The following is a 26,510-nucleotide window of genomic DNA, read 5'->3' as shown; positions in this document are numbered from 1 at the left end:
CGGCTGCTGGAGGTCTGTAGACGGCGGTTAGGTTGTGGGCGTGAGCCCGGTTGGTTGAACAACCAGCAGGCCAGTGCGCTGTCGCGCGGAAGGAGCCTGCTGGAGCGGTAGGCGCCACCCGGAACACCCGGGAGACGCAAGCCCTTCAAGCGGACTTGAAGGGCTGCACTTGCTGCCACCAGTTCAACACCGTGTCGATCGAGTGTTCGATGGACAGCTGGGAGTTGTCGAGGTGGCGAGCGTCCTGCGCCGGCTTCAGAGGGGCGACGCTGCGGGAAGAGTCCCGGGCGTCACGTGCTTCCAAGTCGGAGCGAAGACTGTCGAGTGTAGTCGAAATACCCTTTGAAATCAACTGCTTATGCCGCCGTTCGGCGCGCTGGGCGGCACCCGCCGTGAGGAACACCTTGAGCGCCGCGTCGAGGAAGATCACGGTGCCCATGTCGCGCCCGTCGGCCACGAGGCCGGGCAGGCGCCGGAAGCGATGTTGCAGGTCTTGCAGCGCCTCGCGCACGGCCGGCAGCGCGGAGACGCGCGAGGCGTCCATGCCGGCGGCTTCGGTGCGGATGTCGTCGCTGACGTCTTCTCCGGCCAGCAGCACCTTGCCCTCGGTGAACTGCAGGGGCAGGGCGGAGGCGAGGGCGGCAATCTGCGCCTCGTTCGCGGCGGTGGCCTCCAGGCCGGCGCGGCGGGCGGCCAGCCCGGTCACGCGGTAGAGCGAGCCCGAATCGAGGTAGTGGTAGCCCAGCAGGCGCGCCACCTCGGCGGCCAGCGTGCCCTTGCCCGAGGCGGTCGGGCCGTCGATGCAGATCACGGGCACATCAGCAGCCTCGGCCACCGAGAACAGGGTTTCGAAGTAGTCGGGGAAGGTCTTGGCGACGCAGTGCGGTTCGAGGATGCGCACCGGCACGCCGGCCGGATTGAAGGCCGCGAGCGAGAAGCACATGGCGACCCGGTGGTCGTCATAGGTGCGGATGCTGGCGGGCCGCCAGCCGGCGGCGGGCAGGGGGTGGACGCGGATGAAGTCCGGCCCGGCCTCGACCGTGGCGCCGAGCTTTTGCAGCTCGTTCGCCATGGCGTCGATGCGGTCGGTTTCCTTCACGCGCCAGCTCGCGATGTTGCGCAGCGTGCTGGGGCCGTCGGCGTACAGCGCCATGACGGCCAGCGTCATGGCGGCATCGGGGATGTGGTTCGCGTCGAGGTCGATGGCCTTGAGGGGCCAGGCGCCGCGGCGGATTTCGAGCCAGTTCGGGCCGCTGTCGACCAGCGCACCCATTTGCGCGGCGGCATCGATGAAACGGATGTCGCCCTGGATCGAAGCCGCGCCAACGCCTTCGATGCGGATGCCGCTCTGGCCCGAAACGCCCGTCGCGATGGCGCCAAGCGCTATGAAATAGCTAGCAGATGAGGCGTCCGCCTCGACGTGGATCTCGCCCGGCGAGCTGTAGCGGCTGCCGGCGGGGATGGTGAAGCGCTCCCAGCCGTCGCGCTGTACCGTGATGCCGAAGCGCGCCAGCAGGTTCAGCGTGATCTCGATGTAGGGCTTGGAAATCAGCTCGCCGACGACCTCGATCACGATGTCGTTGGCCGCCGCGAGCGGCAGCGCCAGCAGCAGGGCGGTCAGGAACTGGCTCGACACGTCGCCGCGTACGCGGATCGGCGCACCGAGCGCCAGCTCGTCGTGCGACACGGGGTGGATGCGCAGCGGCGGATAGCCAGGGTTGCCGAGGTAGTCGATGCGGCAGCCCAACTGCGTGAGCGCGTCGACCAGGTCGCCGATCGGGCGCTCGTGCATGCGCGGCACGCCGCTGAGCTCGAACTCGCCGCCGAGCAGCGACAGCGCTGCGGTCAACGGACGCATGGCCGTGCCGGCGTTGCCCAGGAACAGCGGCAGCAGCGTCGCGCCCAGCGCCGACGGCAACTGGCCGCCCAGGCCCGTGATGCACAGCGAACTGCCGGTCGGCTCGATGCCGCAGCCCAGCGCGCGCAGCGCGTCGAGCATCACGCGCGTGTCGTCGGAATCGAGCAGGTCGTGGATCGTGGTGGTGCCGCTGGCGAGCGCGGCCAGCAGCAGCACGCGGTTGGAAATGCTCTTGGAGCCCGGTAGCCGGACCGTGCCGGCGGCGCCTACGAGGGGCGGGAGGTCGAGGAAGGCAGTTGAGAACATGTCAGCTGTCCTGCTGGGCCAGAGCGTCAGTGCTCGAATTCGGCCGCCAGGCGGCGCGCGCCTTGCTGGCGGCGGCGATGGATTGCTCCAGGCCTTGCAGGTCGCCCGCGGTCATCAGCGCCTCGAGGTCTTCCAGCGCCTTGCGGAAGGCCTGCGACTGCTGCAGCACCTGCTCGCGATTGGCGAGCAGCACGTCGCGCCACATGACCGGGTCGCTGGCGGCGATGCGCGAGAAATCGCGAAAGCCCGGGCCCGCGAGGCTCAGGAAGCGGTCGCCCTGCGGCTGGCCGGTGAGGGCGTTGGTGTAGGCGAAGGCCAGAAGGTGCGGCAGGTGGCTCACGGCAGCGAAGGCGGCGTCATGCTCTTCGTACGTCATGGTGACGACGTTGGCGCCGATGCCGCTCCACACCTGCGACGCGCGTTGCACGTTCGAGCGCAGCGTGGTCTTGACGGGGGTCAGCACGACCTGGCGGCCAGTGAACAGCGAGGCTTCGGCATGCTCGATGCCGGAGACTTCCTTGCCGGCGATCGGATGGGCTGGCACGAAGTTCGCGAATTGCTTTTGCAGGCCGTTGCGCGCGGCTTCGATCACGTCGCCCTTGGTCGAGCCGACGTCCATCACCAGCGTGTCGGCCGAGATGCCGTGGCGAATGGCCTTGAAGGTGGCCTCCGACGCGGCCACCGGCACCGCCAGCAGCACGAGGTCGGCGCCCGACACCGCCAGCAGCGCCGACGGCGCCGCCACATCGATCACGCCGAGCTGGCGCGCGCGCTCAGTGGTGGAGGGCGACTTGCTGTAGCCGACCACGCGTTTCACCAGCTTCGCGCGTTTGAGCGCGAGCGCAAAGGAGCCGCCCATGAGGCCGCAGCCGATCAATCCCAGTTGCTCGAACATCGCGTCGGTCCGTTCGGCTCAGGCTTTGATCGGGTAGGCGCCGAGCACCTTGTAGAAGGCGCAGAGGCCACGCAGGTCGGCCAGCGCCGCCGCCACGTTGGGCTGCGAGGGGTGGCCGTCGAGGTCAATGTAGAAGTAGTACTCCCACTGGCCGGTGCGCGCGGGGCGCGACTCGAAGCGCGTCATCGACACGTTGTTGGCCTTCAACGGCACCAGCAGGTCGTGCACTGCGCCTGGCCGGTTCGGCACCGAGACGATGAGGCTCGTGCAGTCCTTGCCCGAGGCTGGTGGCATGGCCAGCGTTTGCGGCAGGCAGATCACCGAGAAGCGGGTGCGGTTGTACGAGTCGTCCTGGATGGCGTGCGCCACGATGTGCAGGCCGAAGCGGGTGGCGGCGCGTTCGCCGGCCAGCGCGGCCCAGGCCGGATTCGTGGCCGCGAGCCGCGCGCCCTCGGCGTTGCTCGACACGGCGCGCCGCTCGGCATTGGGCAGGTGCTTGGACAGCCAGGTCTGGCACTGCGCCAGTGCCTGCGGGTGGGCCAGCACGGCCTCGACGCCTTCGAGCGAGTTGCTGCTGCGCATCAGGTGATGACGTACCAGCAGGCTGACTTCGCCGACGACATGGGTGGGCGAGTGCAGGAACAGGTCGAGCGAGCGTGTGACCACGCCTTCGGTCGAGTTCTCGACGCCGACCACGCCGTACTGGGCGCTGCCCGCGGCCGTGGCGTGGAACACCTCGTCGAAGCTGGCGCAGTAGATGAGGTCGGCGGCGCCGCCGAAGTACTCAATGGCGGCCTGTTCGCAGAAGGTGCCTTCGGGGCCGAGCACGGCCACGCGCTGGGGCGATTCGAGGGCCAGGCAGGCCGACATGATCTCGCGCCAGATGGCCGCGACATGGAGGTCCTTGAGCGGACCGCCATTGCTGCTTTGCATCTTGTTGATGACCGCGGCCACGCGATCGGGGCGGAAGAACGGCGTGCCTTCGCGCTTCTTGACCTCGCCGACCAGCTCGGCCACATGGGCGCGCTCATTGAGCAGGCTCAGGAGCCGTTGGTCGAGCGAGTCGATCTGCACGCGCAGATCGGCCAGGCTTTCGGAATTGTCGGGGGAGGTGGGTGGTGTGGGGGCAGAGGCGGTCATCGGTGCGAGCAACAGGGCATGCGCCTACGCATGCGATCGCTCGAATTCTCTCATGTAGGCCACCAAGGCCTGCACCCCTGCCAGCGGCATGGCGTTGTAGATGCTCGCACGCATTCCGCCGACCGACTTGTGGCCCTTGAGTTGCAGCAGCCCGGCTTCGCGCGCACCGGTCAGAAAGGCTTCGTTGCGGCTTTCGTCGGCCAGGAAGAACGGCACGTTCATGCGCGAGCGGCAGCTTGCATCGATGCGGTTGGCGTAGAAGTCGGAGCCGTCGATGAAGCCGTACAGCAGCGTGGCCTTCTCGATGTTGCGCTGCTCCATGGCGGCGATGCCGGTGAGCGCGCCTTCGGTCTGCTGCAGCAACCACTGGAACGTGAGCCCCGCCATGTAGATGCCCCAGGTCGGCGGGGTGTTGTACATGGAGTGGTTGTCGGCCACGGTCTTGTAGTTGAACGCGCTCGGGCAGATCTCGAGTGCGTGGCCCAGCAGGTCGTCGCGCACGACCACGATGGTCAGGCCGGCGGGGCCGAGGTTCTTCTGGGCGCCGCCGAAGGCCAGGCCGACGCGGCTCCAGTCGACGCTGCGCGAAGCGACATGGGAAGAAAAATCGATGACCAGCGGCGCCTTGCTGCCGAGCGCGGCCAGGTCGGGGAGTTGCTGGAACTCGATGCCGTTGATGGTCTCGTTGCTGCACACGTGCACATACGAGGCATCGCCGGACAGCTGCCAGCTTGCGGGATCGGGCAGCTTGGTGTGTTGGTTGTCAGCGTTGCTCGCGGCCACGCGGGCCGTGCAGTAGCGCTGCGCTTCCTTGAGCGACTTGGCGCTCCAGCTGCCGGTGACAACGAAGTCGGCGGCAGCGCCGCGCGACAGGTTCAACGGCACGATGGCGTTCTCGCCAAGTCCGCCACCCTGCATGAACAGGATGTGAAAGTGCGAGGGGATGGCCAGCAGCGTGCGGATGTCGGCTTCGGCTTGGGTGCAGATGGCACCGAATTCCTTGCCGCGATGGCTCATCTCCATCACGCTCATGCCGCTGCCCTGCCAATCGAGCATCTCGGAGGCGGCGCGTTGCAGCACCGCCTCCGGCATGGCAGCCGGACCGGCCGAAAAGTTGTAGGGGCGCTTGCCGGCCGGCGTCTGCTGCTGGGTCACGGTGCTTTACTTTGTCTTGGCGGGAGCCTTGGCGGCGGGCGCCTTGGCGGGAGCTGCGGCGGCGCCGTCGGTCGGAGCTCCGAGGGCCTTGGCGACGTTGGTGTCGAGTGCGCGCATCTTGGGTTCGATGGTGGCGCGGGTGTCGGTCACCAGCTTTTCCGTCAGAGCGGTCTGCATCTTCGGGTTCAGTTCCTGGTACTTCTTGCTCAGGGGCGAGTTGATCCAGGCCAGCAGTTGCTTGAGCTCTTCTTCGGTGAAGTTCTGCTCGAGGATGGGCGTCAGGGCGCCAGGGGCGATCTGCACGGCCTTGTCGCGCACGACCGGGTAGGCGTCGTCGAAGTACTTCTTCAGTTCGGCGTCAGCGGCCTTGGCGGCGGATTCGCGCTTGGCTTCGGGCACTTGCGTCTGCAGGTACTGCGAACCGGCTTGCGCGATGGGGGCGCTCGACTGCTCGATCAGGCCGCGTGCCAGCGACTCGATGCCGGGGCGCTGGATCTCGATGAACTGCTTGATCAGCGTGGCCTTGTCCTGGGCCATGGCGGCCATGGACGAGCCGGCGAGAGCAGCGGTCAGGAGTGCGAGCTTGAGTTGTTTTTTCACTGAGGATTCTCCGTTGAAGATGTGGAAGTGTCGTCTGCGTCCGGCTCGCTTTCGCCGACCGCGTCGTTTTCGACGATGCGTTGAAGCCCGCTGAGTTTGGCGCCTTCGTCGAGCCCGATCAGCGTGACGCCTTGCGTCGCCCGACCCAGTTCGCGAATCTCGGCCACACGGGTGCGCACGAGCACACCCTTGTCGGTGATGAGCATGATCTCATCGTCCGCATGAACGAGCGTGGCGGCAACGACCTTGCCGTTGCGCTCACTCTGTTGAATCGCGATCATGCCTTTGGTTCCGCGGCCATGACGGGTGTATTCGGTAATGCTTGTACGTTTTCCGTAACCATTTTCGGTGGCGGTGAGCACGCTTTGCTGTTCGTCCTCGGCCACCAGCATGGCGATCACGCCCTGGCCCGGTTCCAGCGACATGCCGCGCACGCCGCGGGCGTTGCGGCCCAGCGGGCGGACGTCTTCTTCGTCGAAGCGCACGGCCTTGCCGTTGTCGCTGAAGAGCATCACGTCGTGCTTGCCGTCGGTGAGCGCCGCGCCGATGAGGTAGTCGCCTTCATCGAGGTTCACGGCAATGATGCCGCCCTTGCGCGGGTTGCTGAATTCGTCGAGCGCCGTCTTCTTGACCGTGCCCATGGAGGTCGACATGAACACGTACTGGTCGGCCGGAAAGTTGCGCTTCTCGCCGGTGAGGGCGAGGGCGACGTTGATCTTCTCGCCTTCCTGCAGCGGGAACATGTTGACGATGGGACGCCCGCGCGAACCGCGCGAACCCGCAGGCACTTCCCACACCTTGAGCCAGTACAACCGGCCGCGGTTGGAGAAGCACAGGATGTAGTCGTGCGTGTTGGCAATGAAGAGCTGGTCGATCCAGTCGTCTTCCTTCGTCGCCGTGGCCTGCTTGCCGCGGCCGCCGCGTTTTTGTGCGCGGTATTCGCCCAAGGGCTGGCTCTTGATGTAGCCGCTGTGCGAGAGCGTGACGACCATGTCGGTCGGCGTGATCAGGTCTTCGGTCGAGAGGTCGTAGGCGCTGTGCTCGACCAGGCTGCGGCGGGCGCCGAGCTTGCTTTGACCGAACTCCTGCTTGATCTCGCCGAGCTCGTCGCCAATGATGATGGAGACGCGTTCGGGCTTGGCCAGGATGTCGAGCAGGTCGTCGATCTCGGTCATGACTTCCTTGTACTCGGCGACGATCTTGTCTTGCTCGAGACCGGTCAGGCGCTGCAGACGCATCTGCAGGATTTCTTGCGCTTGCGTTTCCGACAGGCGATACAGGCCATCGCCGCCCATGCCGAACTCGCGCTCGAGGCCTTCGGGGCGGTAGTCGTCGGCGTTGATCACGCCGCCGTCGGCGCGCGAACGCGTGAGCATCTCGCGCACCAGCTTGCTGTCCCAGGCCCGGGTCATCAGCTCGGCCTTGGCGACTGGAGGGGTGGGCGATTCGCGGATGATGCGAATGAACTCGTCGATGTTGGCCAGCGCCACCGCCAAGCCTTCGAGCACGTGGCCGCGTTCGCGGGCCTTGCGCAGCGTGAAGACTGTGCGGCGCGTGACCACTTCGCGGCGGTGCTGCAGGAAGACCTGGATCAGGTCCTTCAGGTTGCACAGCTTGGGCTGGCCGTCGACCAGCGCCACCATGTTGATGCCGAAGGTGTCCTGCAGCTGCGTCTGCTTGTAGAGGTTGTTGAGCACCACCTCGGGCACTTCACCGCGCTTGAGCTCGATCACCAGGCGCATGCCCGACTTGTCGGACTCGTCCTGGATGTGGCTGATGCCTTCGATTTTTTTCTCGTGCACCAGCTCGGCCATGCGCTCCTGCAGCGTCTTCTTGTTGACCTGATAGGGCAGCTCGTCAACGATGATCGCCTGGCGCTGGCCGCGGTCGATGTCCTCGAAGTGGCACTTGGCGCGCATCACGACCTTGCCGCGGCCGGTGCGGTAGCCGTCCTTCACGCCGTTGATGCCGTAGATGATGCCGGCGGTGGGGAAGTCGGGCGCCGGCACGATCTCCATCAGCTCGTCGATGCTGGCTTCGGGGTTGCGAAGCAGGTGCAGGCAGGCATCGACCACTTCATTGAGGTTGTGCGGCGGGATATTCGTGGCCATGCCGACCGCAATACCGCCGGAGCCATTGACCAGCAAATTCGGCAGCTGGCTCGGTAAAACTTTCGGCTCTCTTTCAGAGCCGTCGTAATTGTCCTGAAAGTCGACAGTTTCCTTGTCGATATCGGCCAGCATTTCATGCGCAATTTTGGCCAGCCGGATTTCCGTATAACGCATTGCGGCCGCGTTGTCGCCGTCGACCGACCCGAAGTTGCCCTGGCCGTCGACCAGCATGTGGCGCATCGAGAAGTCCTGGGCCAGCCGGACGATGGTGTCGTAGACCGACTGGTCGCCGTGCGGGTGGTACTTACCGATCACGTCACCGACGATACGGGCCGACTTCTTGTACGGCCGGTTCCAGTCGTTGTTGAGCTCGTGCATCGCGTACAGCACGCGCCGGTGCACCGGCTTGAGGCCGTCGCGGGCGTCGGGAAGGGCCCGGCCAACGATCACGCTCATGGCGTAATCGAGGTAGCTGCTGCGCATTTCCTCTTCGAGACTGATGGGCAGGGTTTCTTTGGCGAAGGAGGTCATGAGCTAGAGGCTGGCGGCAGGAAGGCGAAATTTTACGCTGTGAGGGGTGTCGCACCGCCGCAACACAAGGGCTCTATTCCGCCTCCGTCCTACGCTTCGGGGGCGTCCAGCGGCCTGTTTGCCAAAGACCCTATGGCACAATCGTCTCAACGTTTTGGGTGGTGGTCACTTAAAGCGTCCTTGATTCGCAGCGCGGCTGCGGCTTTTTCCCCAAGAGGAGAACCATGAAGAAACTGAATAAAGTGGCGATGATGTTTGCAGTCGCTGCGCTCGCCACTGCCGCCGGCGCGCAGACCCGTGTCACCGCTGCGAACGGCGGTCCTACGATCGACAACTGGCAAAACGGCACCGGCGAACTCGTCTGGAAGAACGGCACGAACGAACTGTGCTGGCGCGATGCCAACTGGACGCCCGCAACGGCTGCCGCCGGTTGCGACGGTGCTCTGGTTCCGGCTGGCCCGGCTGCTGTGGCTCCTACGCCTGGCGCTCCGGTTGCTCCGCCTCCCGCACAAGTCGCTGCTTCGAAGGTCACCTTCGCTGCTGACGCCTTCTTCGACTTCGACAAGTCGGTTCTGAAGCCTGAAGGTCGCGCCAAGCTGACCGACCTGGTCGAGAAGATCCGTGGCGTGAACCTCGAAGTCATCATCGCTGTGGGTCACACCGACTCCATCGGTACCGACGCATACAACCAGCGTCTGTCGGTGCGTCGCGCCGAAGCCGTCAAGGCCTTCCTGGTCTCGAAGGGCATCGAACGCAACCGCGTCTACACCGAAGGCAAGGGCGAGAAGCAGCCAGTGGCTGACAACCGCACCAAGGAAGGCCGCGCCAAGAACCGTCGCGTGGAAATCGAAGTGGTTGGCACCCGCGCCAACTGATCGATCGATTCCATCGACGAATGAAAACCCCGCTTCGGCGGGGTTTTTTTATGCCTGACGAAATTGCAGTCGGGCCTGACGCAAGCCCATTGCTTTCGAGTCGGGCTTTGCTCGCTTCATAATTGCCGTATGACAGAACACGTGAATGCAGACCCGGCCGAACTGGCCAAGTTTTCAGAACTTGCACACCGGTGGTGGGATTTGGAGAGCGAATTCCGCCCGCTGCACGAAATCAATCCATTGCGACTCGATTGGATTGACGGTATTGCGCCTATTTCGGGCCAACGTGTAGTCGATATCGGCTGTGGCGGCGGCATCCTGGCCGATTCGATGGCGCGTAAGGGTGCCGACGTGCTCGGCATCGACCTGGCGACCAAGGCGCTCAAGGTCGCCCAACTGCATGCGCTTGAAGCTGGGACGCGTGGCGTCAAGTACCGCGAAGTCAGTGCCGAAGCGCTGGCGGCCGAGCAGCCCGGCAGCTTCGATGTCGTCACCTGCATGGAAATGCTGGAGCACGTGCCCGATCCGGCGTCGGTGATCCAGGCCTGCGCCACCTTGGTGAAACCAGGCGGCTGGGTATTCTTCTCGACCATCAATCGCAACCTGAAGTCCTTCATGTTGGCGATCGTGGGCGCCGAGTACGTCCTGGGCATGCTGCCGCGCGGCACGCACGAGTACCCCAAGCTGATCCGTCCCAGTGAGCTGGCCGGCTACTGCCGCGCTGCCCGCCTGGACCTGCGCCACACACGGGGCATGGAACACAACCCGCTGACCCGGCGCTACTGGCTCAGCGCCGACACCAGCGTCAACTACCTCTTCGCGACCCAGAGGCCCGCGCTGCCGGAGGCGCACCGATGATGGGGGGAGAAAAGATGCAGGCAGTCCTGTTCGATCTCGACGGTACGCTGATCGACAGCGCGCCCGATCTCGGCGCCGCCGCCGACAAGATGCGCACCGACCGCGGCCTGGCCCCGTACCCGCTGGAGCGCTACCGCCCGCTGGCCGGTGCCGGCGCGCGCGGCATGCTCGGCGTGGCGTTCGACATCACCCCTGACGCCCCCGAGTTCGACGCGCTGCGCGAGGAGTTCTACGTCGCCTACGAGCGCCGCATGCTGCTCAACACGCTCGTGTTCGACGGCGTGGCGCCGCTGATCGAGGCGATCCGCGAGCGCGGCCTGCGCTGGGGCGTGGTCACCAACAAGTCGGCCCGCTTCACCGACCCGCTGACCGGCGCGATGCCGCTCTTCGCGAGCGCGGGCGCCATCGTGAGCGGCGACACCACGCCGTTCTCCAAGCCGCACCCCGAGCCGCTGCACGAGGCGGCGCGCCGCCTTGGCGTGGCGTCCGAGGCTTGCATCTACGTGGGAGACGACGAGCGCGACATCGTCGCGGGCCGCGCCGCGGGCATGCGCACGGTCGCCGCCACCTACGGCTACATGGGCTCAGAGGCCGATTCGACCCTGTGGCGGGCCGATGCTTCAATCTCTTCACCCCTTGAGCTCTTGAAGTTACTCAATAGCGCCTAAAATGAGTCGCTTGGGGCTGCACTGGTTTCGACGTGGGTTCGGAGTCGCAGCGGGGCATGTCGAGCTGAATGCGCTCGTAAAACAGATTCAAACAAACTAACTGCAAACGACGAACGTTTCGCACTCGCTGCTTAATTGCCAGTGAGCTTTGCAACAGCAGGCCGATGGGCTGGGCAAGGGGGTCTGGAGCAATCCTGACCTCCCGGCTGCAAAGATAATTACATGGGCTGGCTCCGATCCGGGTACCTTGGGTCGGGGCGAGAAAATAGGGTGCTGGCGTCCGGTTTAGCGTGTGACTGCGCGACTCCGGAAGCGAGACTCAAATCAGATCACTAAACATGTAGAACTGCGCGATGAAGGCTTGCGGACGGGGGTTCAAATCCCCCCAGCTCCACCAACATGACGTCCAAGGGCGTTCACTGAAGTTCAGTGAACGCCCTTTTTCATTGGGAAACCGGTTGTCTATCGTGCGAGGACGGCCGACGATATTTGCTGGCAGCCAAGGCTGAATCGGGGAACAAGCCGGGGAACAGTCGGGGGGAAGGTCGCTGCGATGGGGTATCGTTCCCCGGTTGCTACTTATTTCCCGCCTCGGAGCCCTGTCCATGCTGACTGACAAGCACTGCAAGAACGCCGCCTGCCCGCCCGACAAGAAGCGAGCTCGCTTCACTGATGCGCTGGGCTTGTATCTGGAGGTTAGTCCGACCGGCTCGAAGCGATGGTTCTGGAAGACCTACTCGGACGGCAAAGAGGGGCGGATGGCCTTGGGTAGCTATCCGAGTACAAGTCTGGCTGACGCTCGCAAGGCTCGAGACGCAGCGAAGATGCAGAAGGCTGGAGGCATTGACCCAGTCCAGGCGCGCAAGCTTCAGAAGCTCAAGTTCAGTAATCCGACTGGGGACACGTTCAAGGTCGTGGCCTTGGAGTGGTATGCGAAGCAAGAAGACCAATGGAGTCTCGGTCACGCTGAGCGGCTGCGGCGACAGCTCGAGCGCGACTTGTTTCCTTGGTTGGGGGAGCGGCGATTGTGCGAAATCGAACCCGTGGAACTGCTTGCTACCCTGCGCAAGGTGGAGGAGCGCGGTGCCATTGAGACCGCCGATCGCGGCTTGATGTTGGCTCGTCAGGTCTGGTGCTACGGTGTAGCGACGGGCCGAGTAGAGCGCGACATCACTGTGGATCTGAAAGGCGCGCTGCAACCTTATCGAGGCCGTCATTTTGCGGCTATTACCGAGCCGGCCCGATTCGGCGAGCTGCTTCGGGCGATTCGGGTCTACAAGGGCGGACCCATTGTTCGCGCGGCGCTCCAACTCGCGCCCATGCTGTTTCAACGGCCGGGCGAGCTGCGTGCTGCTGCTTGGGCGGAAATTGACTTGGATGCGGCCCTCTGGACGATTCCTGCCGCCAGGATGAAGCGTGAAAAGGAAGGCAAGGAGCACGGAGGTCCTCACCTAGTGCCGCTGCCGACGCAGGCCGTGGCTGTGCTGCGTGACTTGCACCGATTGACCGGTCATGGGGTCCTTGTGTTCCCTGGTGAGCGCAGTCATGACCGTCCTATTTCTGAAAACTCCGTTCGCACTGCGCTCATCACAATGGGCTACACGCCGGAAATTCAGACTTGGCACGGCTTCAGGGCGACAGCCCGCACCATGCTGGCCGAGGTGTTGGAGGTCGATCCGCTGGTGATCGAGGCCCAACTGGCGCATGCAGTAAAAGACGCCAACGGCCGAGCCTACAACCGTACGCAGTACGTCAACCAGCGTAGGCAAATGATGCAGCGGTGGGCTGACTACCTCGACGCGTTGCGGGAGCAGAATTGCGCGGCTGCTGAGTCGATTGCGCCGCGTCCTCAGGACGCGGAAAACCGTGAGAGCATGGTGAGCTTAATGCGTGAGTTCCTGCGCGCAGCGGGTGAATTGGATGGTGTGCCTGATGCTGCTGCGGGGGGCATTCAGCCAAAGGAAAAGCGCATAGGTGGGGAGACGATGGCGGAACTCTTCGCTCAGGCGGTTGCTTCAGGTGCCGCTCGTTCGAGATAGCTTTTCAAGGCGCGCGGACGGACGCGTATGCGACGCTCCGGCATGGCTGCGATGGCACGCCATTCTTGATGACGGTCGCAACATCAAGGAGGCGTGATGCCGTGCTAGTCTCAACGTCCATTTTTAAAGCGCCCGAGGCCGAAGTTATCCAATGAACACCGAGAGTGACCAAAACGTTCCGGAAGAATTTCGTCGAATTGTGCACCGGGCTCACCGCCTGTTGGACACATTGGAGCGTGAGTATCTTGAAATCAAGCCGGAGCACGGAGCGACCGGTTTCAGAGAGCGAGTGTTCAACAGGATGAACGACTTGGCGATCACGAAGCCGGGCGAACTGATCCTCTCCACAGGTGAGGTTTGCATGGAAAAAGTCGCCGAGTTGATCAAGGTTGAGGGGGATGCCATCTCGTCCGATCTTTGGTGGATTTACGGCGCCTGCGCGAACGTTGTGGCGTCCTCCAGAGCCCTAAGTGCCAGCGACCTAGACCGTGCATGGGAATTCATGTGCGATGCGCATACCCCGACCGGCGCGATGTTGGTGACGAACCGAGCGGAAGAAGTACTTACCAAGCACGTCTTTGACGCTGTTAACAAAGAGAGGGCCGGCAATGGGGCCAAAGCTCGTCACCATAAGTCAGGAGTGATGAAGGCGAAGACCCATGAAATCGTGCGCAGCCGTAGTGATTGGGCCAGTCAGTCACGGGCGACACGAGCGGTCATCTCAAAGCTCAAAGCAGAGTATGGACAGGACGCGCTCAAGAATTTCGAGGAGACGGTCGGAGGCTGGATCAAGGCCATGCCAGATCGCCTTGATCTCATTCCGTCGCTCAAGGAGCGCCTGAGTCGGTCATCGCCAGGGATCGTCCCAGTTCAAGCCCAGAATTAACTCCTCGTGATCCCCTTCCACTGTAAATAGTGTGGGGTCTACTGAGCAGACAAGGGGTGGTCTGCCCAGCTGGGGGGAGATTACAGAAAAGGGTCCCGTTGAGAAACTTGATCCCGTCGCAACCAACCACTACCGACGGAGAACCAAGATGTCCAACACGAACCAAACGCCAATCCTGGCTGGTCAGAACTACCAACTCATCCGCAAGAAGCGCTTGCTTGAGAAGGTCCCCTTCTCGAAGAGCACGCTCCACGCAAAGATGGCGAAGGGCCGGTACCAGGATACTACCTTCCCCTTGCCGATTTACTTTCCCAACAGTCGCATCCCGTACTGGCGCGAGGCCGCGATCGACAGCTGGATCGCCTTGGCCGAGAGTCACTCCCGCCAAGGGAGTGAAGCTCTCGGCGAACTGGTGCACACGACTGCGCCGCTGTCCTCGTCGTTGACTGCGCCCCAAACGCAGCCCGAGAACCCGTCTGTGCAAACCACCACGCCGGACCGCGACGTTGTGCGCGGTGTGCTTTCCGCCACTGGCTTCGACGGCCGCCCGAAGCAGATCTCTGTCGTGATGCGCCGCAAGCGTGCAGCAATGCCCATCAACGCTGCGCCCGTCGCCCAGTCCCTGCCTGATACGCGGAATGACGAAGTGGCGGCAAGTCAAGTCCCGGATTACTGGACGTACACGTCCTGCATGGAAAAACCCGCGCCGGAGCAGCCGAAGCACGCACTCCCCATCCCGCGCGACGTGACCCCCGTGTATGCCGAGTACGCCGCGCCCCCCCGCACGCACCAGTTTGCACCGGAACATCCGTCTGTGCTGTCCATGTTCCCTACGGGCCGGATCTGAGTATTTCTCACTCGACGGCGAACTAAACCGCCAGCGGACAACTATCGGACACACGCCCGACGATGGTTGTCCGACGGCGGACTATATGCCGCCGGTGGAGCCAAAACGCCAGCACGTCGGTTAGTGCCGATTTGCGGGAGCGCTGCGCATTCGAGTCACGTTGATGCCGAGTCCATCGGCCTTGTCGTATTCGAACTGCGTCGTTACCACTAACACTATTGCAAACCCTCCTTCTCCCTGGGGGATACGAGATCTGAAGCCTCCTTCCATTGGAAGGATTCAACGTCCTCAAAGCAATTGTTAGGTCAATCTATTTTCACAGATCGCTGCCATTGAAGGCAGCGTGAACAGGTGTATTCCAAATGAACCAGCCCAAGCATGAAGCGCGTGATCAGATCACGCGCCCCTCCGAAGATGCGGATCTCAACAGCATGGCCAGGCTCGCTCTTCGCCAGCGAGCAATTGAATGGACCTCGAAGAACGATGAGCACCCCGAGCAGGGGCTCCAAGTCGGGCGTGCCAACGTCCACGACCGGATCATCTCGCTCCTGCATGAGTTGGCCAAAGAAGTCATGCGCCCCTCAGATCCGCCCTTCTTCGCGGAGCACGGAAAAACCAGCAGTTTCGTGCGCTGCACGCCGCTCGGTCAGCAGTTGCTGGACGCAGCGTGCGCTGATTTCTATCAGATCGAAGCGGACTACCCGCTGCACGACTTCTCCCCGGTCTACAAGGTCTTTGCGCGCCTGCGCCGCCTCATGCCTGGCTTTCCGTCCTCGTACTTCAACCGCTCGGTTTCGGTGCACGATGCCAATCAAACCGTGGTTCAAGCACTCTGGTTCGTGAAAGCATTGCGTCGAGCGCTTGGCCGTGAGTCGGTCAAGACGGCGAACGAAAATTTCCGCCGAGGTGCGATGGACAACTTCAAAGGCTTGAGCGACTCGGTGGGCTGGCTGGCCCAGCGTCGCAAGGACGTGATCGGCTTGCGCTTCGATTTGTACGAACGTGCAGCCGGGTCTGAGCCAGTCAAACTGGGCGACACGGCCAGCTTGGATGGTTTGGATGAGTTCATGGCCTGTCGCGAGCGCTTCCATCGTTCGCTCCATCGCCGCTTCGGGAAAAAGCTGTTGGGGTACTTCTGGGCACTCGAATACGGACGTGAGAGCAAATATCACGTGCACTACTTCGTCATGCTCGATCCTCGCGGGAACGAGGATCATGTGGGCCTGGTCGAGATGCTGGGCGAGAAGTGGGTGTCCCTGACCGAAGGACGTGGGTACATCTACAACGGCAACGCGCACGCCGATCACCAAACGTATCCCGTGCTCGGCCGCGTGAATCTGGATGACCCGCAGACGATCACAGGTTTGCAGTTCCTCATGAGCTACTTGACGCTCGCCGGACTGTTCGTGAAGCTGGACGTGAACAAGCGGTTCCGTACCTTCTCCAAGGGACGCTTTCCGAAGGGGCCGCCGCGCAAGGCAGGACGCCCAGCCGATCGCGTGGCTGGCTCACGACTGAAGATCACGGTCGCCGAAGCGCGCGCGAACTTCATGAAGTTCATCTAAGGACAAGCACCCATGTTCCCGTTCCCTCAGAACACGCATGGGGGCTTGCCCCCTCAGGAGCCCAAGGCAGGTAGCCGTTCGCATGCCTCCCGGGGCCGGCCGCCAGCGCAGGCCGTGCCTCGGTTAGCGAAGAGCCAGTCGCTGCGCCGGGCGCTCTCCGAGCGCATGTGTGATATCGAAATTCAGCCTGCCATGCCCTTCCGCGCTCCTGCACGAGGCTGGCAGCCTGCCTATGTGCCTCAAGGAGGCGTCATAACGCCTCCGGCGGCTCGCTCGTTTCCGCGCTGGGACACGATGGGCTACGGTGATCACCTGTTGCTGATCAAGGCCTTCGCGAAGGCCTGCATCGCCGCGAGCACTGCGACGGCGTCGGCCTTCGACCACACGGCACGCGGATGGAAGGCCAATCGCTTTGGAAAGTGCTTCATCGAAGTGGCACCTGTCATCGAATTCTGGAGCCGCGCTCGGCGTGACGACGCGCGTTTTGATCCGCAAGTGCAACTTGCAGTCGATGTGTTTCAACAGGTTGGCCTTTTGGAGGGGACGGCTATGGGGTCGCTGGGGCAGGTTGAGTGCTGGTTCGCCGAGGGCTACGCCGTCGCATCGGTCGCCGTCCGAGTGAATGCGTTTGTCGTTGAACTGCGCAAGCGTGGACAGCAAGTCAGCATGGGCCGGAAAATGCTGCGTCACGAAGACATGCATGCGGCTCGAGGGCGTGAGGTGCGCTCGTCCCTTTCGGGGGTGCTCAAACGCCACCCAAGCAGCTCTATTCTGCGATTCGAGCTGTGCATGGGCCGCAATTCCATGGCGAGTAAGCAAGACGAGTATGGTTTCATGCTGGACGCCAGCGCCCGCTACTTGCGCGATCTTCGCCAAGAGTTCGGTGCGGCCATCGTGTGCGACATCCGCAAGGCCGATCGCGGAAGCACGAGCGACTATCTTGTCCACGTCGTGCTTGCGATCGATGGTCCTAGCCCGCACGAACTGTTCGCGATGCGACAGACCCTCTCGGAGGGCTGGACGGCCCAGACGCAAGGGCTGGGATACCTGATCGACTGCAGCGCAGTCGAGATGTTCATGTACCGGGGCGCCGGCAGCCATTTCAGTCAACACGAGTCGAATTCAAGCCTGCTAGACAAGGCGGCCGTCTTCCTGGCTGACACTGATCGCATCATCCATGTTGGGTATGACGAGGGGCGCGATGGCCTGCTGATCGGAGCCCCTTGACGCCGTAGCTGAGCGACCTGTGCGGCAATCGTGTTCGTGTCTTAGTTCAGAAGCTGATTCCAGGCAAAAAAATAAAGGCGGCTGAATCGCAGAGGTTCAGCCGCCTTCTCATCACCCGTACTGGTCAAAACGCAGCGTCGATCCTGGCCTCTACGCCGCCGGCTTCGCGCTTTTGTACCTGTAAATGCGCGAGCCAGGATAGGCGCCAGGCACGGATTCGATCGGAAAGCGCTCGTCGAACAGGTCAGGCGCCTTCATCCCCAGCCCGTACTTGGTCATGTAGGTGAGGTATTCCGCCATGCGCTTCGGATCCATCAGGTACACCGGAATCGTGCCCTGAGATTTGACGTCGTCCACCATGAACGTGGAGCTGAGCAGCTCGGCATTTCCACCCTCTCGGTATCGAAACGATGTTTTCACCTTCACGTCGTGGCTCTTGTCGTAAAACACATCCACATCCTTGACCACGGCTGCATGCGTTTGGGCGGCCTCACGCTCGAACTTTTCACTCCACTGCGTTGCTTCGTCGATTTCACGCTGGGCGGCCTGGGCCGCCTCAGTGCTCTTTTGCCTTTCGACCTCAACGGTCGCGAGCAGCGCTTCCTTTTGCTGCGTCAGAGCGACAACGTCAGCTTGCCGTTTGGCCTCCCAGACGCCTGGGTCCGGAGGCGCGCTGGGGCGCGTTAACGGGGCCCCCGTCAAGGAGATCCACGGGCTCCAGGTTGCATTGGCGACACGCTCGATGCCGCGGTCCATCTCGGCCAGCTTCTGGGCGGCCTGGGCCGCGCTCTGCTCGGAACGACGCCCCGCTTCTGCCTGTGCGTTGCGTGCTCCGCGCAAATCAGTGGTGATCGAAATATTGGCCAGGCTCGCACGGGTCTTCAGCGCGGCGAGCTCCGCTTCCTTGGCCTTCCCGCGGAGATCTTCACTCAGCTTGACCGTGCACGTGTGCGTCACGATCGTGGCGTTGTTCACGATCTCGCTGGCCCAGTCTGTGCTCTTGCACTCCTTGATCTTGCCCAGCGTTTCGCCGACAGTGAATTCATCTCCGTGCAAGCGCGTGTCCTTGACGGCGGAAATCTTGCTGTCGCCGCAGGCTCCCAGGAAGGCCAAGGAGAGACTGAGGCCGATCAACTTGATGGCATTGAGGGGAATCATCTGAAAGTTTTTCTGTAAAAAATAGTTGTATGGGAGATGGATATGGAGAAAGCGGATGTGCTTCGCCGCTGTCTCGTCCGTCTTCGCCGTTGTTGTCCGTGCTCGCCTAGCAGCGATGCTTCGGGTTCCGCGGCCTACGCGGATCGGTACCAAGCACGACGCCCTCCTGGGTCATGCACACGCCATCGGCGCAGGCATAGCCCGGTGCTTTCAACACGGCGCGATCGGCGTCACCGATCTCGCAGCGCAGTTCGTCGAAGTCGAACTCTTTGTAGGTCTTCACGCGCTCGGTGGTCGTGTAGTACACGCCGCTGCCGCCTGCTTGGACCTGGATCGAATAGACCGGGTACTTGAGGTCGCGGCTCCAGCCCTGGATCTGAATCTCCATGGCCGACCGGTCGATCTGGTGCCTTACGGCATCGGGGTTGATGAGTGGATCGATGCCTTTGGCAAGCGCCAACGGTGTCAAGACGATCGCGGTGAGCACCGCGAAGGCGGTGCCGAGCATGGTTTTCATCAAAGGCCTTGAAGGAGGTGAATTTGAAGCGAAGCCGTCCGTGCAGCAGCGCCGGTCGGAGGCCATTCAACCGAGCTTGGTGTCGGCAGGCTTAGGCGCAATCAGCTGCGGGATATTCCAGTCGGGCGGGAAGGTATCGACCGGCATCCAACCGTTCTTCACATAGGAGCGCGCCGAGATCCGGTTCCCGAAGTGACCGACCAGACCGCAGGCGATGAGGATCCCCCAGGTCTGAGCCACCCAGTCTTCGGCCGGCTCGAGCACCAGCAAGATGGCGAGACCGACGACGAAGAAAGTCGCATACAGGAAGACTGCGCACAGCAGCGCCAGCGGCCACTGTCCACGCATCAGGAATGCGATCGGGCCGAAGAAGAAGAGCTGCCACGAGTAGCCGTGCTTGACGAAACGGGTTTGGTTGTTCTTGTGGAAATAGATGTTCATGACTTGGTTTTGAAAAATGGAGGCGGCTCTCTGGAGCCATAGAGCGGCATTGCTTTGCCTTCAGCGCCTGGTCTGCCTGGCTCAGTAGGGCGCCATCTCTCCTGTCGGGGGTGTGTCGTGGCCAAAAACGTGTTGAGCCTCCTCAGAGTCAAGAGAAAACGAGCCGATTTGCATCCTGTGTCAGAGCGGTCGGCTGGCCGACGAACGCGGCGCGGGGTTGTGGTGGAGACCGACCTCTCGTGTGCAGGCGTGCCAACATCGAAAAATTCTACGTTAAACGTAGAGACGGGGCCGCTTCTTGTTACGAATATCGTAGGAGTGCCTTCCCTTCGTCCCGCCCGTTCTGTTTTTGGAGCACGCCTTCGCATGGCGAGGCTTGCGGCGGGTTTGCCGCAGGATCGGCTAGGAGTGAAGGCCGGGTTGGACGAAGGGACTGCGAGCGCGCGCATCTCCCGCTACGAGAGCGGCATTCACGAGCCCAACATGGCATTCGCTCAACGATTGGCCTCCGAACTCAACGTGCCGGTCGCATATTTCTATGCTCCGGACGACGACTTGGCCAAGCTGATCTTGTGGTTTGGACAGCTGAACCAGAAGCAACGAAAGTCGCTCGTCGAGTGTGCGAGCAAGCTCTCGCAAGCGCAGTGAGCAGCTCCGTTCGGGAAATAGTCACTCGGCTTCAGCGATAAGCGTGCGATGCGCTCCAGCGGAAGTACCCGCAGAAATGCCACCCCAGCCCGAAGCCAAAGAAGATCCCGGTGGCTAGCACCAGCGCGAAGGCCCTCAAGTACTCGATCGGCCCGTAGAAAATTCCCATGGCGATGTCCTTTCTCTTTCTTCATGGTTGGTAGTTCAGGTTTTTGAGCCCCAAAAAGAACAAGCCCCGGCCCCTTCAAGGGGCCGGGGCTTGTGCTGTCGGGAGAAGGCCGTGGGAGCGAGAGGAGCCCCTGCGATGGGTGGATCGCCATTCAGCGCAGCTCGCGACGGACAGGGGCCTCGCGCCGCGGCTGAAGTCGTTTCACCCGCACCTCCTCTTCGGCGGCACGCCAAGCCGCTTCCCGTTGAAACGGATCGGTTTGCTTTCGCTTCAGCATCACGCGATCCACGTGCTGAAGAAACGCCTCGTCGAGCACGAGCGTCTCGCTATGGCAGGTAGTGACCGTTGCTGTGACTTCGTCCGGCAGTCTTTTCATGAGGGCCTCCCCTCGAAGAAAATCGTCTGCACGCGCCTGGCACCTGCCCCGTGGGCCGGGAAGCCCACGATGGCCACCCGATCGCGTTGCTGGCAGATGCCGCAGTTCAGGCAGTCGGTGTTGCCGACACTGGCAGGGCACACGATGACCAGCCGGCCTTCGGGCGTCCTGACCGCTTTCGTGGCCCCCACCGGCAGAACCACCACCACCGGCGCCACGCTCAGTGCCGCATAGGCATCGGCCTGCGTCAATGTCTGGGCGCTGAAATTTACCGTGAACCCGAGCTCGTTGGCGCTGCGAATGGCAGCCCGGTTGGCCAGCGTCGGCCGGTAGTGCGTATACGTGAACCCGCGCCGCCCACGATTGGCCATCGCCAGCCTTGTGAGCAGACGAGCGTCAATCGTTCCTGGTGCGCAAGGCGTCAGGTCTCCTGCCTGGTTGTGCCGCCACAGTGCCCCGCGCCGCAGCGTGCGAATCTGCGCCAACAGCTCATCGAAGGTGCTGCCTCGGACGCCGGCGGACACGGCGCGCCAATGCAACGCCAGCGGTCCGCTCTCCGCATAGCAGCCGTTGCGTTGAAACCCGCAATCCGGCGGACAGGAGTTCGCGCTTGTCGTCGTGACCGCCATCGGGCCGGTCTTGGCGTTGCGGCTGACGCGCGTGAAGTGATACGTGAAAGGTGCTGAGAGTGGTTCCGAGGATGCTGCCGACGCGGCGTGCGAGGTCGAAACACCGCGCGAGATCGTGGTGATCAAGTTGTTCTCCATCTAGGGGTAGGTGCTGCCATCGCGAGCACGAGGCGCGCTGCCTTCCCCCGCCCAGCCCCTTGGGCTCAGAGGGGCGTGGCGCGCGGAAGTGGATGGGCTTTGAGAGCCCAGGGAAACCCTGGCGGGTTTATTCGTCGAAGCGTTGCTTGAGCTTTTTCTGCACCTCGATGGCACAGCCATGCCAGGCGTGCCCGCTGACCAGGCTGGTATCCAGCGATTCGGGATCGGTGGCTGCCACCTTCTGCGCGAACTGAGTCAGCGCCTGCAGCACGAAGGCCTGGATCAACGCTCCATGCGCGCTGAACTCCATCAAGTCCACAACGAACTCGACGTTGGTCTGGGGGCGGGCTGGTTTCATGCCCGTACCTCCTGCTTCGTCGCCATCGTGATCGTTGGCGCCACAGCCGTCGCTGGCAACACCGTCGCCTGCCGCAACTGCCTGGCCTTCATCCGAAAGATCAGCCCGTCCTCGCGTTGCACCTCCCATCCACGGCGACCCAGGCTGTGCCGCAGCTCGTAGATGCATCCGTCGTACGACACGCGTAGGCCTTGGCGTGTCGCTGCTCGCTTGGCTGCTCGATTCGCATGAAACTCGCGCACCTTCTCGCGCCAGGGACCCGCGTAGGGCCCGACTGGGGGATCGGCACGATCGAGAAAGGCCAATGGGCAATCGAAGTAGTACGGACCACAGCTCTCGTCCATGTTCTTCACGGCTGCTTGGCCATTTCTGCAATCGATGAGGGTCAGGCCGATCCAGATCCGTCCGGCGTGTTCACCCGAGCGGGTCTGCGCAAGGAACCACAGGCGGTTGCCGATCGAGCGGTGAGCGAGCACCACGGCGAAGCCCTCCACGTTCTGCAGCTCGTCATGGACGGCCTGCTCATTGGAAGCTCGGTAGACGATGCTTCCCATATCAGTCGCTCCTGTTGGATGGGCGAAGCGTGGCGACCCTGGCAGAAAGTCGGCGGAAGGAGGGGCCGGGCGCAAGCCCGGCGTTGGTTGTCGTGAGATAGATGTGGTTAGGCATGAGGCAGACGTAAAAAAGCCCGCGCAAGGCGGGCTCGTGGGTTGAATAGGGAAATTCCGGACATGGCCGCCGGCCATTGGAGGTGGGCTGTCGCGCGCGTTGTCATGCAAGGGCGGGGGGCGGCACAATTGCTCCATGAAGACCGCTGAGATGCTGACCGACGAGGAGCTGGGAGCCCTTGCGAGTGAGTGGCGCAAGAAGGCGCTGCAGGGAGACTTCCACGCGCGCGGCATTGCTCACGAGTTCGAGACAGAGATGCGCCGCCGTGTTGGGGCACCGTCCACGAACTACGACACCTTGGACCTGCGGCCTCTGGACCTACGGACAGCAACGCAGCCCCGGTGGTGGCGGTTCTGGCGTGTCGAGGGATCACGGGCCTCGACCACGCACCGCGCTAGGGATTGAGGATCAAGGCGTGGCCTCTGCACCCTGAGCAGCCGGCGCCTGATCAAGCTCGACGCAATGCCAGAACTCACGTTCGGCGTCGACGAGCCGGGAGATCTCGACCTCGTCGCGTTCAACGCGATGAATCTGCAGATCCTGCCCGCAGATCAACGCCACGACATCGACGGCCTGGGCGCCGATCACGGCCAGTTGATGCAGCATCTGGATCAGAACGTAGGCAGGAAGACCTTCGACCCACAGCGCAGCCGCATCCATGCCGACGCATCGACATTCCAGAAGCTGGACCTCGGGAGCGCCGACCACTTCGCGGCCGGGATGGGCAAACATCCAAGGATGCTGCGGGTGCCGTAGCAAGGTGCTGGTGCGCCGCACCTGACGCCCAGTGCGCAACGTGTAGTGCGCTGCCACGATGGGGTCGAGCAGTCGGCTCCAGTAGGCAGCATCATCGGGCACCGGCACAGCTCCCGGCCTCGGCTGTAGCAGCTCTACGCGTTCGGTCTTCTCCATCCAGAGCCGAACCGGAGACTTGAAGGGATCGCGACCTACGGCCGCAGCGGCATCCTGACTTCCGATGCCAGCCTCGTACACGTTCGACCAGTGCTCGGACAATGGAGCATGCGCGCGACTGGCCTGGACCAGTCGCAACGCCGGGGCGCGCGAATGCGAGGGGGTTGTCGGGGCGCGCTGCGAACTGCCCGTATCAGGGGTCAGGTTCATCATGGTTTCTCCTTGATGGGTTGGAATCGATCTCCATCCAACAAAAAGCCCCGCTCTCTGAATGCAGAGGCGGGGCTTCGATGGGGGAGGGGGTGAGGTCAGAAGCGTGGTCAGCGGCGCGAGGCCGAGAAGGTCTGGTCACAGGCCAGGCAGCGGCGGTTGCGCAAGATCGCGTCGTCGACAGCCTCGCCCAGCGCCGCACCGACAGTGCAGCCGGCGATGGCTCCGCTCAGGCCGCCGAGGATGGCGCCGGCGACGATGCCAAGTGGCGTGCTGGCCGTCGCGGCCGTAGCCATTGCCATGCCGATCTCGGCGCCTGTGATGACGCCGGACAGGGCTCCGGAGATGCCGCCGGCCGCGCCTGCTACGGTGCCGATGGCAGCACCAGCCTTCTTTCCGGTGTCGCGGGGAATGGTCCGTCGCGACTTGCAGGCGGGGCAGGCGAAGTTAGATGACTGTGTGAGGGGTTCATGGTCGGGAAAAGGTTCATCTTCGAACGGAGTGGATGTGAAGTTGTGGTCCATGGGGCTCGGGATGCACAGGGGCATCCCCGGAAAGGACAGAACACACGTCTGGCAGGGCCTGACGGCACAAAGCCCAGCGCGGCGGAGACCGGGCTGGGCTTTGCTGGAGGCGGATGGACTCTCTACTGTCTATCCGGTGTAGTCATATGGGGCTGAAAATTTCTGGAATCGCTGCGACAGCCGCATTTGCAAGTCGAAGCGATGTCCGTTTCAGACTGATCTGAGTCATTCGCGGTTCAATCCGTGAACGACTGAATCCACGAACACCAGTCATTGAATGACGCCGACCTTGACCGACAGCTTGAATCGGGCAAGTGGCTTTCACTGCAAGCCAAGGCCGTACGCAAGCTGCGGCTGGAAAAGAGGACAGCGGTCAGCTGGGCTATTCGGCCTACGTACGAGAGCTCTTTGACATACAGTGTCAAGTCCGAGGGCGGGGGGCACAGCACTGATACTCACGCCTCAACCTAGGAGCGTGTTCCATGCCGCTGGACTACAAGCAATACCAAGAAGAGGTCACCGCTGATGTTGCAAAAATCATTGCTGACGCGAGTTGTCAGCCGATCTTGTTTATCGGTTCTGGATTCACGAAGCGCTACGCCAAAGGTCCGAACTGGGAAGAGCTGCTGGGTTTGCTGGCGAAGAACTGCCCGCTGATCGACAAGGATTTTGCTTACTACAAGCAGGCTCATGGAAATGACCTGACGAAAATCGGCACGGTCTTTTCGCAGCTCTACCACGAGTGGGCTTGGAACGCTGGCAAGAAGAACTTCCCTCAAGAATATTTTGCGGCGAACACGTCGAGCGACATCTTCATCAAGCATGCTGTCTCCGACATTCTTGCGACGCTCGGCCCTGACGCGAAAGGCTCGTACGGTTCGCCCGAACTGGACGCCGAAATCACCGCACTGAAGGCGATCAGTGCCCATGCCATCGTCACCACAAACTACGACGAGGTGATTGAGCCGCTGTTTCCCGACTATGAGCGGGTCATCAGCCAACAGATTCTGCGTAAGCCCTTCCTCGCCATCGGCGAAATCTTCAAAATTCATGGCTGCCGCTCGCTGCCTGACACCATCGTCATCAACGAAGCTGACTACCAACGCTTCGAGGAGGACCACAAGTACCTTAGCGCGAAGCTGCTGACGTATTTCATTGAGCACCCGCTGGTTTTCATCGGCTATCGAGCCAACGACCCGAACATCAAGAAGATCCTTTCCGACGTTGACCGCATGGTCAGAGCTCAGGAGTATGAGCTTGTGCCGAACATCTACATCCTCGAATGGGATGAGGCTCAGGACGAAAATTCCTACCCGCCGCGTGACAAGGTTTTGGCGGTCACCCCTGACCGCAATATCCGCATCAAGAGCATCACGGCGAAGTCGTTCGAGTGGGTGTTCAGAGCGTTCGGTCAAGCTGGCAATCTCGAAAAAATCGACACCAAGCTGCTTCGAGCCTTGATGGCCCGTGCTGTGAGCCTGGTTCGTTCCGACATCCCGAAGAAGCAAGTCGAGATCGATTTCAAGATGCTGGAACACGCCGTCGAGTCTGGCGAGAACTTCGCCAACCTGTTCGGCGTGACTTCGGTCGGTGACTCTTCGAAGATCAACCTCACACACAGGTATGTGATCACGGAGGTCTACAAGTTACTCGGCCTGAAGAGCTGGAAGAGCGTCAACGACCTTATCAAGCGGATCGAGGACGAGAAGGGCGTGAACATCAAGGGCTTCGACAACAAGTACCACGTGAATGTCAAGTTCGGGGTTGCCGAGACCAGCAAGTCGCACAAGTATTCCGACGCCTTCGTGGACCTCTTGAAGAAGCTCATCGCTGGCGAGGACTACAAGGTCGACACCGAGGAAATCAAGGTCGCGCCCGCCGCGAAATAGGCGTCCTGCGCCGTGTGAGGATTTGAGCACCCGTGCTACAGAGCGTTCTATAGTTTACGCAGCGAATTGACGAGGATTGTTCCGCGTCAGTCAGTCGGAGCCGACGCCCGGTCCTGAACCCCTCAAGCCTCACGCAGGCTTCGAGGCTCGCTTTCTCCGGAACACTGAGCATCTGCCAAGCCACAGGTCACGGAGGTCTGCGCCTAGCCGCTTCGTGCCATCTGGCGAGGGAAGACTGGTTGCAGTCGTTCGTTGCAGCGTGGCTGAAGGCTGCTGTTGGTACGAGACCGTGAGTTCAACCGCGTTCCGGG

Annotated in this window: 26 protein-coding genes and 1 other RNA gene; 11 read left to right on the top strand and 16 right to left on the bottom strand. The window is 62.5% G+C overall.

From position 1 onward, the window contains the following. Nucleotides 1–145: 145 nt before the first annotated feature. Genes CY658_RS23550 through gyrA form a run of 6 tightly spaced genes read right to left on the bottom strand, consistent with a single transcriptional unit; the run spans nucleotide 146 to nucleotide 8,596 of the window. On the bottom strand, nucleotides 146–2,164 hold the full coding sequence (locus CY658_RS23550; RefSeq protein WP_101492503.1) for a bifunctional 3-phosphoshikimate 1-carboxyvinyltransferase/cytidylate kinase: 2,019 nt from the start codon (nucleotides 2,162–2,164) through the stop codon (nucleotides 146–148). Nucleotide 2,165: 1 nt separating this feature from the next. Then, complete coding sequence (locus CY658_RS23545; protein WP_101492502.1) at nucleotides 2,166–3,059, bottom strand: prephenate dehydrogenase; 894 nt, start codon at nucleotides 3,057–3,059, stop codon at nucleotides 2,166–2,168. A gap of 18 nt (nucleotides 3,060–3,077) precedes the next feature. Then, a complete protein-coding gene (gene pheA, locus CY658_RS23540; protein WP_101492501.1) occupies nucleotides 3,078–4,199 on the bottom strand; it encodes a prephenate dehydratase in 1,122 nt (373 codons plus the stop codon). A gap of 24 nt (nucleotides 4,200–4,223) precedes the next feature. Further along, the gene (gene serC / locus CY658_RS23535) at nucleotides 4,224–5,354 is read right to left on the bottom strand and encodes a 3-phosphoserine/phosphohydroxythreonine transaminase (protein WP_101492500.1); all 1,131 of its coding nucleotides are present in this window, start codon (nucleotides 5,352–5,354) and stop codon (nucleotides 4,224–4,226) included. Nucleotides 5,355–5,360: 6 nt separating this feature from the next. After that, nucleotides 5,361–5,954 carry a DUF2059 domain-containing protein gene (locus CY658_RS23530; protein ID WP_225616959.1) on the bottom strand — a complete coding sequence of 198 codons (594 nt, stop codon included), beginning with the start codon at nucleotides 5,952–5,954 and terminating at the stop codon, nucleotides 5,361–5,363. After that, a complete protein-coding gene (gyrA, locus tag CY658_RS23525; RefSeq protein ID WP_101492499.1) occupies nucleotides 5,951–8,596 on the bottom strand; it encodes a DNA gyrase subunit A in 2,646 nt (881 codons plus the stop codon). Before gyrA ends, CY658_RS23530 begins: the two co-directional genes overlap by 4 nt. A gap of 224 nt (nucleotides 8,597–8,820) precedes the next feature. Here gyrA and ompA point away from each other — a divergent pair, with 224 nt between their 5' ends. The 9 genes from ompA to CY658_RS23480 all read left to right on the top strand — a co-directional run bounded on the left by ompA (nucleotide 8,821) and on the right by CY658_RS23480 (nucleotide 17,561). Further along, nucleotides 8,821–9,471, top strand: a complete 651-nt coding sequence (gene ompA / locus CY658_RS23520) for an outer membrane protein OmpA (RefSeq protein WP_101492498.1) — start codon at nucleotides 8,821–8,823, stop codon at nucleotides 9,469–9,471. 129 nt (nucleotides 9,472–9,600) lie between these two features. Next, nucleotides 9,601–10,329 carry a bifunctional 2-polyprenyl-6-hydroxyphenol methylase/3-demethylubiquinol 3-O-methyltransferase UbiG gene (gene ubiG, locus CY658_RS23515; RefSeq protein WP_101492497.1) on the top strand — a complete coding sequence of 243 codons (729 nt, stop codon included), beginning with the start codon at nucleotides 9,601–9,603 and terminating at the stop codon, nucleotides 10,327–10,329. Nucleotides 10,330–10,343: 14 nt separating this feature from the next. Beyond that, nucleotides 10,344–10,997 carry an HAD family hydrolase gene (locus tag CY658_RS23510; RefSeq protein ID WP_374221131.1) on the top strand — a complete coding sequence of 218 codons (654 nt, stop codon included), beginning with the start codon at nucleotides 10,344–10,346 and terminating at the stop codon, nucleotides 10,995–10,997. A 12-nt stretch (nucleotides 10,998–11,009) separates the two neighbouring features. Further along, nucleotides 11,010–11,394: a transfer-messenger RNA gene (gene ssrA, locus CY658_RS23505) on the top strand. Between the two features lie 208 nt (nucleotides 11,395–11,602). Beyond that, nucleotides 11,603–13,036: a tyrosine-type recombinase/integrase gene (locus CY658_RS23500; RefSeq protein ID WP_257884977.1), complete on the top strand. Its 1,434-nt coding sequence runs from the start codon at nucleotides 11,603–11,605 to the stop codon at nucleotides 13,034–13,036. Nucleotides 13,037–13,187: 151 nt separating this feature from the next. Beyond that, complete coding sequence (locus tag CY658_RS23495; RefSeq protein ID WP_101492496.1) at nucleotides 13,188–13,922, top strand: hypothetical protein; 735 nt, start codon at nucleotides 13,188–13,190, stop codon at nucleotides 13,920–13,922. Between the two features lie 148 nt (nucleotides 13,923–14,070). After that, the gene (locus tag CY658_RS23490) at nucleotides 14,071–14,769 is read left to right on the top strand and encodes a helix-turn-helix transcriptional regulator (RefSeq protein WP_101492495.1); all 699 of its coding nucleotides are present in this window, start codon (nucleotides 14,071–14,073) and stop codon (nucleotides 14,767–14,769) included. Between the two features lie 362 nt (nucleotides 14,770–15,131). Continuing rightward, nucleotides 15,132–16,334: an inovirus-type Gp2 protein gene (locus tag CY658_RS23485; protein WP_101492494.1), complete on the top strand. Its 1,203-nt coding sequence runs from the start codon at nucleotides 15,132–15,134 to the stop codon at nucleotides 16,332–16,334. Nucleotides 16,335–16,346: 12 nt separating this feature from the next. Then, a complete protein-coding gene (locus CY658_RS23480) occupies nucleotides 16,347–17,561 on the top strand; it encodes a hypothetical protein (protein ID WP_143713777.1) in 1,215 nt (404 codons plus the stop codon). Nucleotides 17,562–17,711: 150 nt separating this feature from the next. On the opposite strand, the gene CY658_RS23475 is transcribed toward CY658_RS23480, so the two are convergent. From CY658_RS23475 to CY658_RS23465, 3 genes are all read right to left on the bottom strand, one after another. Next, nucleotides 17,712–18,719 (bottom strand): hypothetical protein, encoded by a 1,008-nt coding sequence (locus CY658_RS23475; protein ID WP_101492492.1) that lies wholly within the window; start codon nucleotides 18,717–18,719, stop codon nucleotides 17,712–17,714. A 106-nt stretch (nucleotides 18,720–18,825) separates the two neighbouring features. Beyond that, nucleotides 18,826–19,236: a hypothetical protein gene (locus CY658_RS23470; protein WP_143713775.1), complete on the bottom strand. Its 411-nt coding sequence runs from the start codon at nucleotides 19,234–19,236 to the stop codon at nucleotides 18,826–18,828. Between the two features lie 66 nt (nucleotides 19,237–19,302). Then, nucleotides 19,303–19,677 (bottom strand): hypothetical protein, encoded by a 375-nt coding sequence (locus tag CY658_RS23465; RefSeq protein ID WP_101492490.1) that lies wholly within the window; start codon nucleotides 19,675–19,677, stop codon nucleotides 19,303–19,305. A 366-nt stretch (nucleotides 19,678–20,043) separates the two neighbouring features. On the opposite strand from CY658_RS23465, the gene CY658_RS23460 reads away from it, so the two are divergent. Continuing rightward, on the top strand, nucleotides 20,044–20,325 hold the full coding sequence (locus CY658_RS23460) for a helix-turn-helix domain-containing protein (protein ID WP_374221130.1): 282 nt from the start codon (nucleotides 20,044–20,046) through the stop codon (nucleotides 20,323–20,325). 31 nt (nucleotides 20,326–20,356) lie between these two features. Here CY658_RS23460 and CY658_RS32540 read toward each other — a convergent pair whose 3' ends face one another. The 7 genes from CY658_RS32540 to CY658_RS23425 all read right to left on the bottom strand — a co-directional run bounded on the left by CY658_RS32540 (nucleotide 20,357) and on the right by CY658_RS23425 (nucleotide 24,310). After that, complete coding sequence (locus tag CY658_RS32540; protein ID WP_143713773.1) at nucleotides 20,357–20,494, bottom strand: DUF3300 domain-containing protein; 138 nt, start codon at nucleotides 20,492–20,494, stop codon at nucleotides 20,357–20,359. Nucleotides 20,495–20,645: 151 nt separating this feature from the next. Beyond that, nucleotides 20,646–20,870, bottom strand: a complete 225-nt coding sequence (locus CY658_RS23455) for a hypothetical protein (RefSeq protein WP_101492488.1) — start codon at nucleotides 20,868–20,870, stop codon at nucleotides 20,646–20,648. Continuing rightward, the gene (locus tag CY658_RS32535) at nucleotides 20,867–21,625 is read right to left on the bottom strand and encodes a DUF7227 family protein (RefSeq protein WP_143713772.1); all 759 of its coding nucleotides are present in this window, start codon (nucleotides 21,623–21,625) and stop codon (nucleotides 20,867–20,869) included. Before CY658_RS32535 ends, CY658_RS23455 begins: the two co-directional genes overlap by 4 nt. A gap of 139 nt (nucleotides 21,626–21,764) precedes the next feature. Continuing rightward, nucleotides 21,765–21,995 (bottom strand): hypothetical protein, encoded by a 231-nt coding sequence (locus tag CY658_RS23445; protein WP_101492486.1) that lies wholly within the window; start codon nucleotides 21,993–21,995, stop codon nucleotides 21,765–21,767. Beyond that, nucleotides 21,992–22,549, bottom strand: coding sequence for a hypothetical protein (locus CY658_RS23440; protein WP_101492485.1), 558 nt, complete (start codon nucleotides 22,547–22,549; stop codon nucleotides 21,992–21,994). The genes CY658_RS23445 and CY658_RS23440 overlap by 4 nt, the downstream gene beginning before the upstream one ends. A 523-nt stretch (nucleotides 22,550–23,072) precedes the next feature. Continuing rightward, nucleotides 23,073–23,789: a YqaJ viral recombinase family nuclease gene (locus tag CY658_RS23430; RefSeq protein ID WP_101492483.1), complete on the bottom strand. Its 717-nt coding sequence runs from the start codon at nucleotides 23,787–23,789 to the stop codon at nucleotides 23,073–23,075. Between the two features lie 107 nt (nucleotides 23,790–23,896). Next, nucleotides 23,897–24,310: a hypothetical protein gene (locus tag CY658_RS23425; protein ID WP_219589611.1), complete on the bottom strand. Its 414-nt coding sequence runs from the start codon at nucleotides 24,308–24,310 to the stop codon at nucleotides 23,897–23,899. Nucleotides 24,311–24,792: 482 nt separating this feature from the next. On the opposite strand from CY658_RS23425, the gene CY658_RS23420 reads away from it, so the two are divergent. Further along, complete coding sequence (locus CY658_RS23420; protein WP_101492482.1) at nucleotides 24,793–26,199, top strand: SIR2 family protein; 1,407 nt, start codon at nucleotides 24,793–24,795, stop codon at nucleotides 26,197–26,199. Nucleotides 26,200–26,510: the final 311 nt, after the last annotated feature.

This window comes from Variovorax sp. RO1, assembly GCF_002849325.1.
In the GTDB taxonomy this organism is placed as follows: Bacteria; Pseudomonadota; Gammaproteobacteria; order Burkholderiales; family Burkholderiaceae_C; genus Variovorax.
This window is presented reverse-complemented; position numbering and strand designations above follow the sequence as displayed.

Bases quoted from the DNA above. Each gene is read 5' to 3' on its own strand.
- ubiG (WP_101492497.1), top strand. From the start codon at position 9,601: ATGACAGAACACGTGAATGCAGACCCGGCCGAACTGGCCAAGTTTTCA.
- CY658_RS23440 (WP_101492485.1), bottom strand. From the start codon at position 22,549: ATGGGAAGCATCGTCTACCGAGCTTCCAATGAGCAGGCCGTCCATGAC.
- CY658_RS23490 (WP_101492495.1), top strand. From the start codon at position 14,071: ATGTCCAACACGAACCAAACGCCAATCCTGGCTGGTCAGAACTACCAA.
- CY658_RS23475 (WP_101492492.1), bottom strand. From the start codon at position 18,719: ATGATTCCCCTCAATGCCATCAAGTTGATCGGCCTCAGTCTCTCCTTG.
- CY658_RS23485 (WP_101492494.1), top strand. From the start codon at position 15,132: ATGAACCAGCCCAAGCATGAAGCGCGTGATCAGATCACGCGCCCCTCC.
- CY658_RS23455 (WP_101492488.1), bottom strand. From the start codon at position 20,870: ATGAAAAGACTGCCGGACGAAGTCACAGCAACGGTCACTACCTGCCAT.
- gyrA (WP_101492499.1), bottom strand. From the start codon at position 8,596: ATGACCTCCTTCGCCAAAGAAACCCTGCCCATCAGTCTCGAAGAGGAA.
- CY658_RS23550 (WP_101492503.1), bottom strand. From the start codon at position 2,164: ATGTTCTCAACTGCCTTCCTCGACCTCCCGCCCCTCGTAGGCGCCGCC.
- CY658_RS23480 (WP_143713777.1), top strand. From the start codon at position 16,347: ATGTTCCCGTTCCCTCAGAACACGCATGGGGGCTTGCCCCCTCAGGAG.
- CY658_RS23445 (WP_101492486.1), bottom strand. From the start codon at position 21,995: ATGAAACCAGCCCGCCCCCAGACCAACGTCGAGTTCGTTGTGGACTTG.
- CY658_RS23465 (WP_101492490.1), bottom strand. From the start codon at position 19,677: ATGAACATCTATTTCCACAAGAACAACCAAACCCGTTTCGTCAAGCAC.
- ompA (WP_101492498.1), top strand. From the start codon at position 8,821: ATGAAGAAACTGAATAAAGTGGCGATGATGTTTGCAGTCGCTGCGCTC.
- pheA (WP_101492501.1), bottom strand. From the start codon at position 4,199: ATGACCGCCTCTGCCCCCACACCACCCACCTCCCCCGACAATTCCGAA.
- CY658_RS23420 (WP_101492482.1), top strand. From the start codon at position 24,793: ATGCCGCTGGACTACAAGCAATACCAAGAAGAGGTCACCGCTGATGTT.
- CY658_RS23510 (WP_374221131.1), top strand. From the start codon at position 10,344: ATGCAGGCAGTCCTGTTCGATCTCGACGGTACGCTGATCGACAGCGCG.
- CY658_RS23545 (WP_101492502.1), bottom strand. From the start codon at position 3,059: ATGTTCGAGCAACTGGGATTGATCGGCTGCGGCCTCATGGGCGGCTCC.
- CY658_RS23460 (WP_374221130.1), top strand. From the start codon at position 20,044: ATGGCGAGGCTTGCGGCGGGTTTGCCGCAGGATCGGCTAGGAGTGAAG.
- CY658_RS23495 (WP_101492496.1), top strand. From the start codon at position 13,188: ATGAACACCGAGAGTGACCAAAACGTTCCGGAAGAATTTCGTCGAATT.
- CY658_RS23500 (WP_257884977.1), top strand. From the start codon at position 11,603: ATGCTGACTGACAAGCACTGCAAGAACGCCGCCTGCCCGCCCGACAAG.
- CY658_RS32540 (WP_143713773.1), bottom strand. From the start codon at position 20,494: ATGGGAATTTTCTACGGGCCGATCGAGTACTTGAGGGCCTTCGCGCTG.
- CY658_RS23430 (WP_101492483.1), bottom strand. From the start codon at position 23,789: ATGATGAACCTGACCCCTGATACGGGCAGTTCGCAGCGCGCCCCGACA.
- CY658_RS23425 (WP_219589611.1), bottom strand. From the start codon at position 24,310: ATGGACCACAACTTCACATCCACTCCGTTCGAAGATGAACCTTTTCCC.
- CY658_RS23470 (WP_143713775.1), bottom strand. From the start codon at position 19,236: ATGAAAACCATGCTCGGCACCGCCTTCGCGGTGCTCACCGCGATCGTC.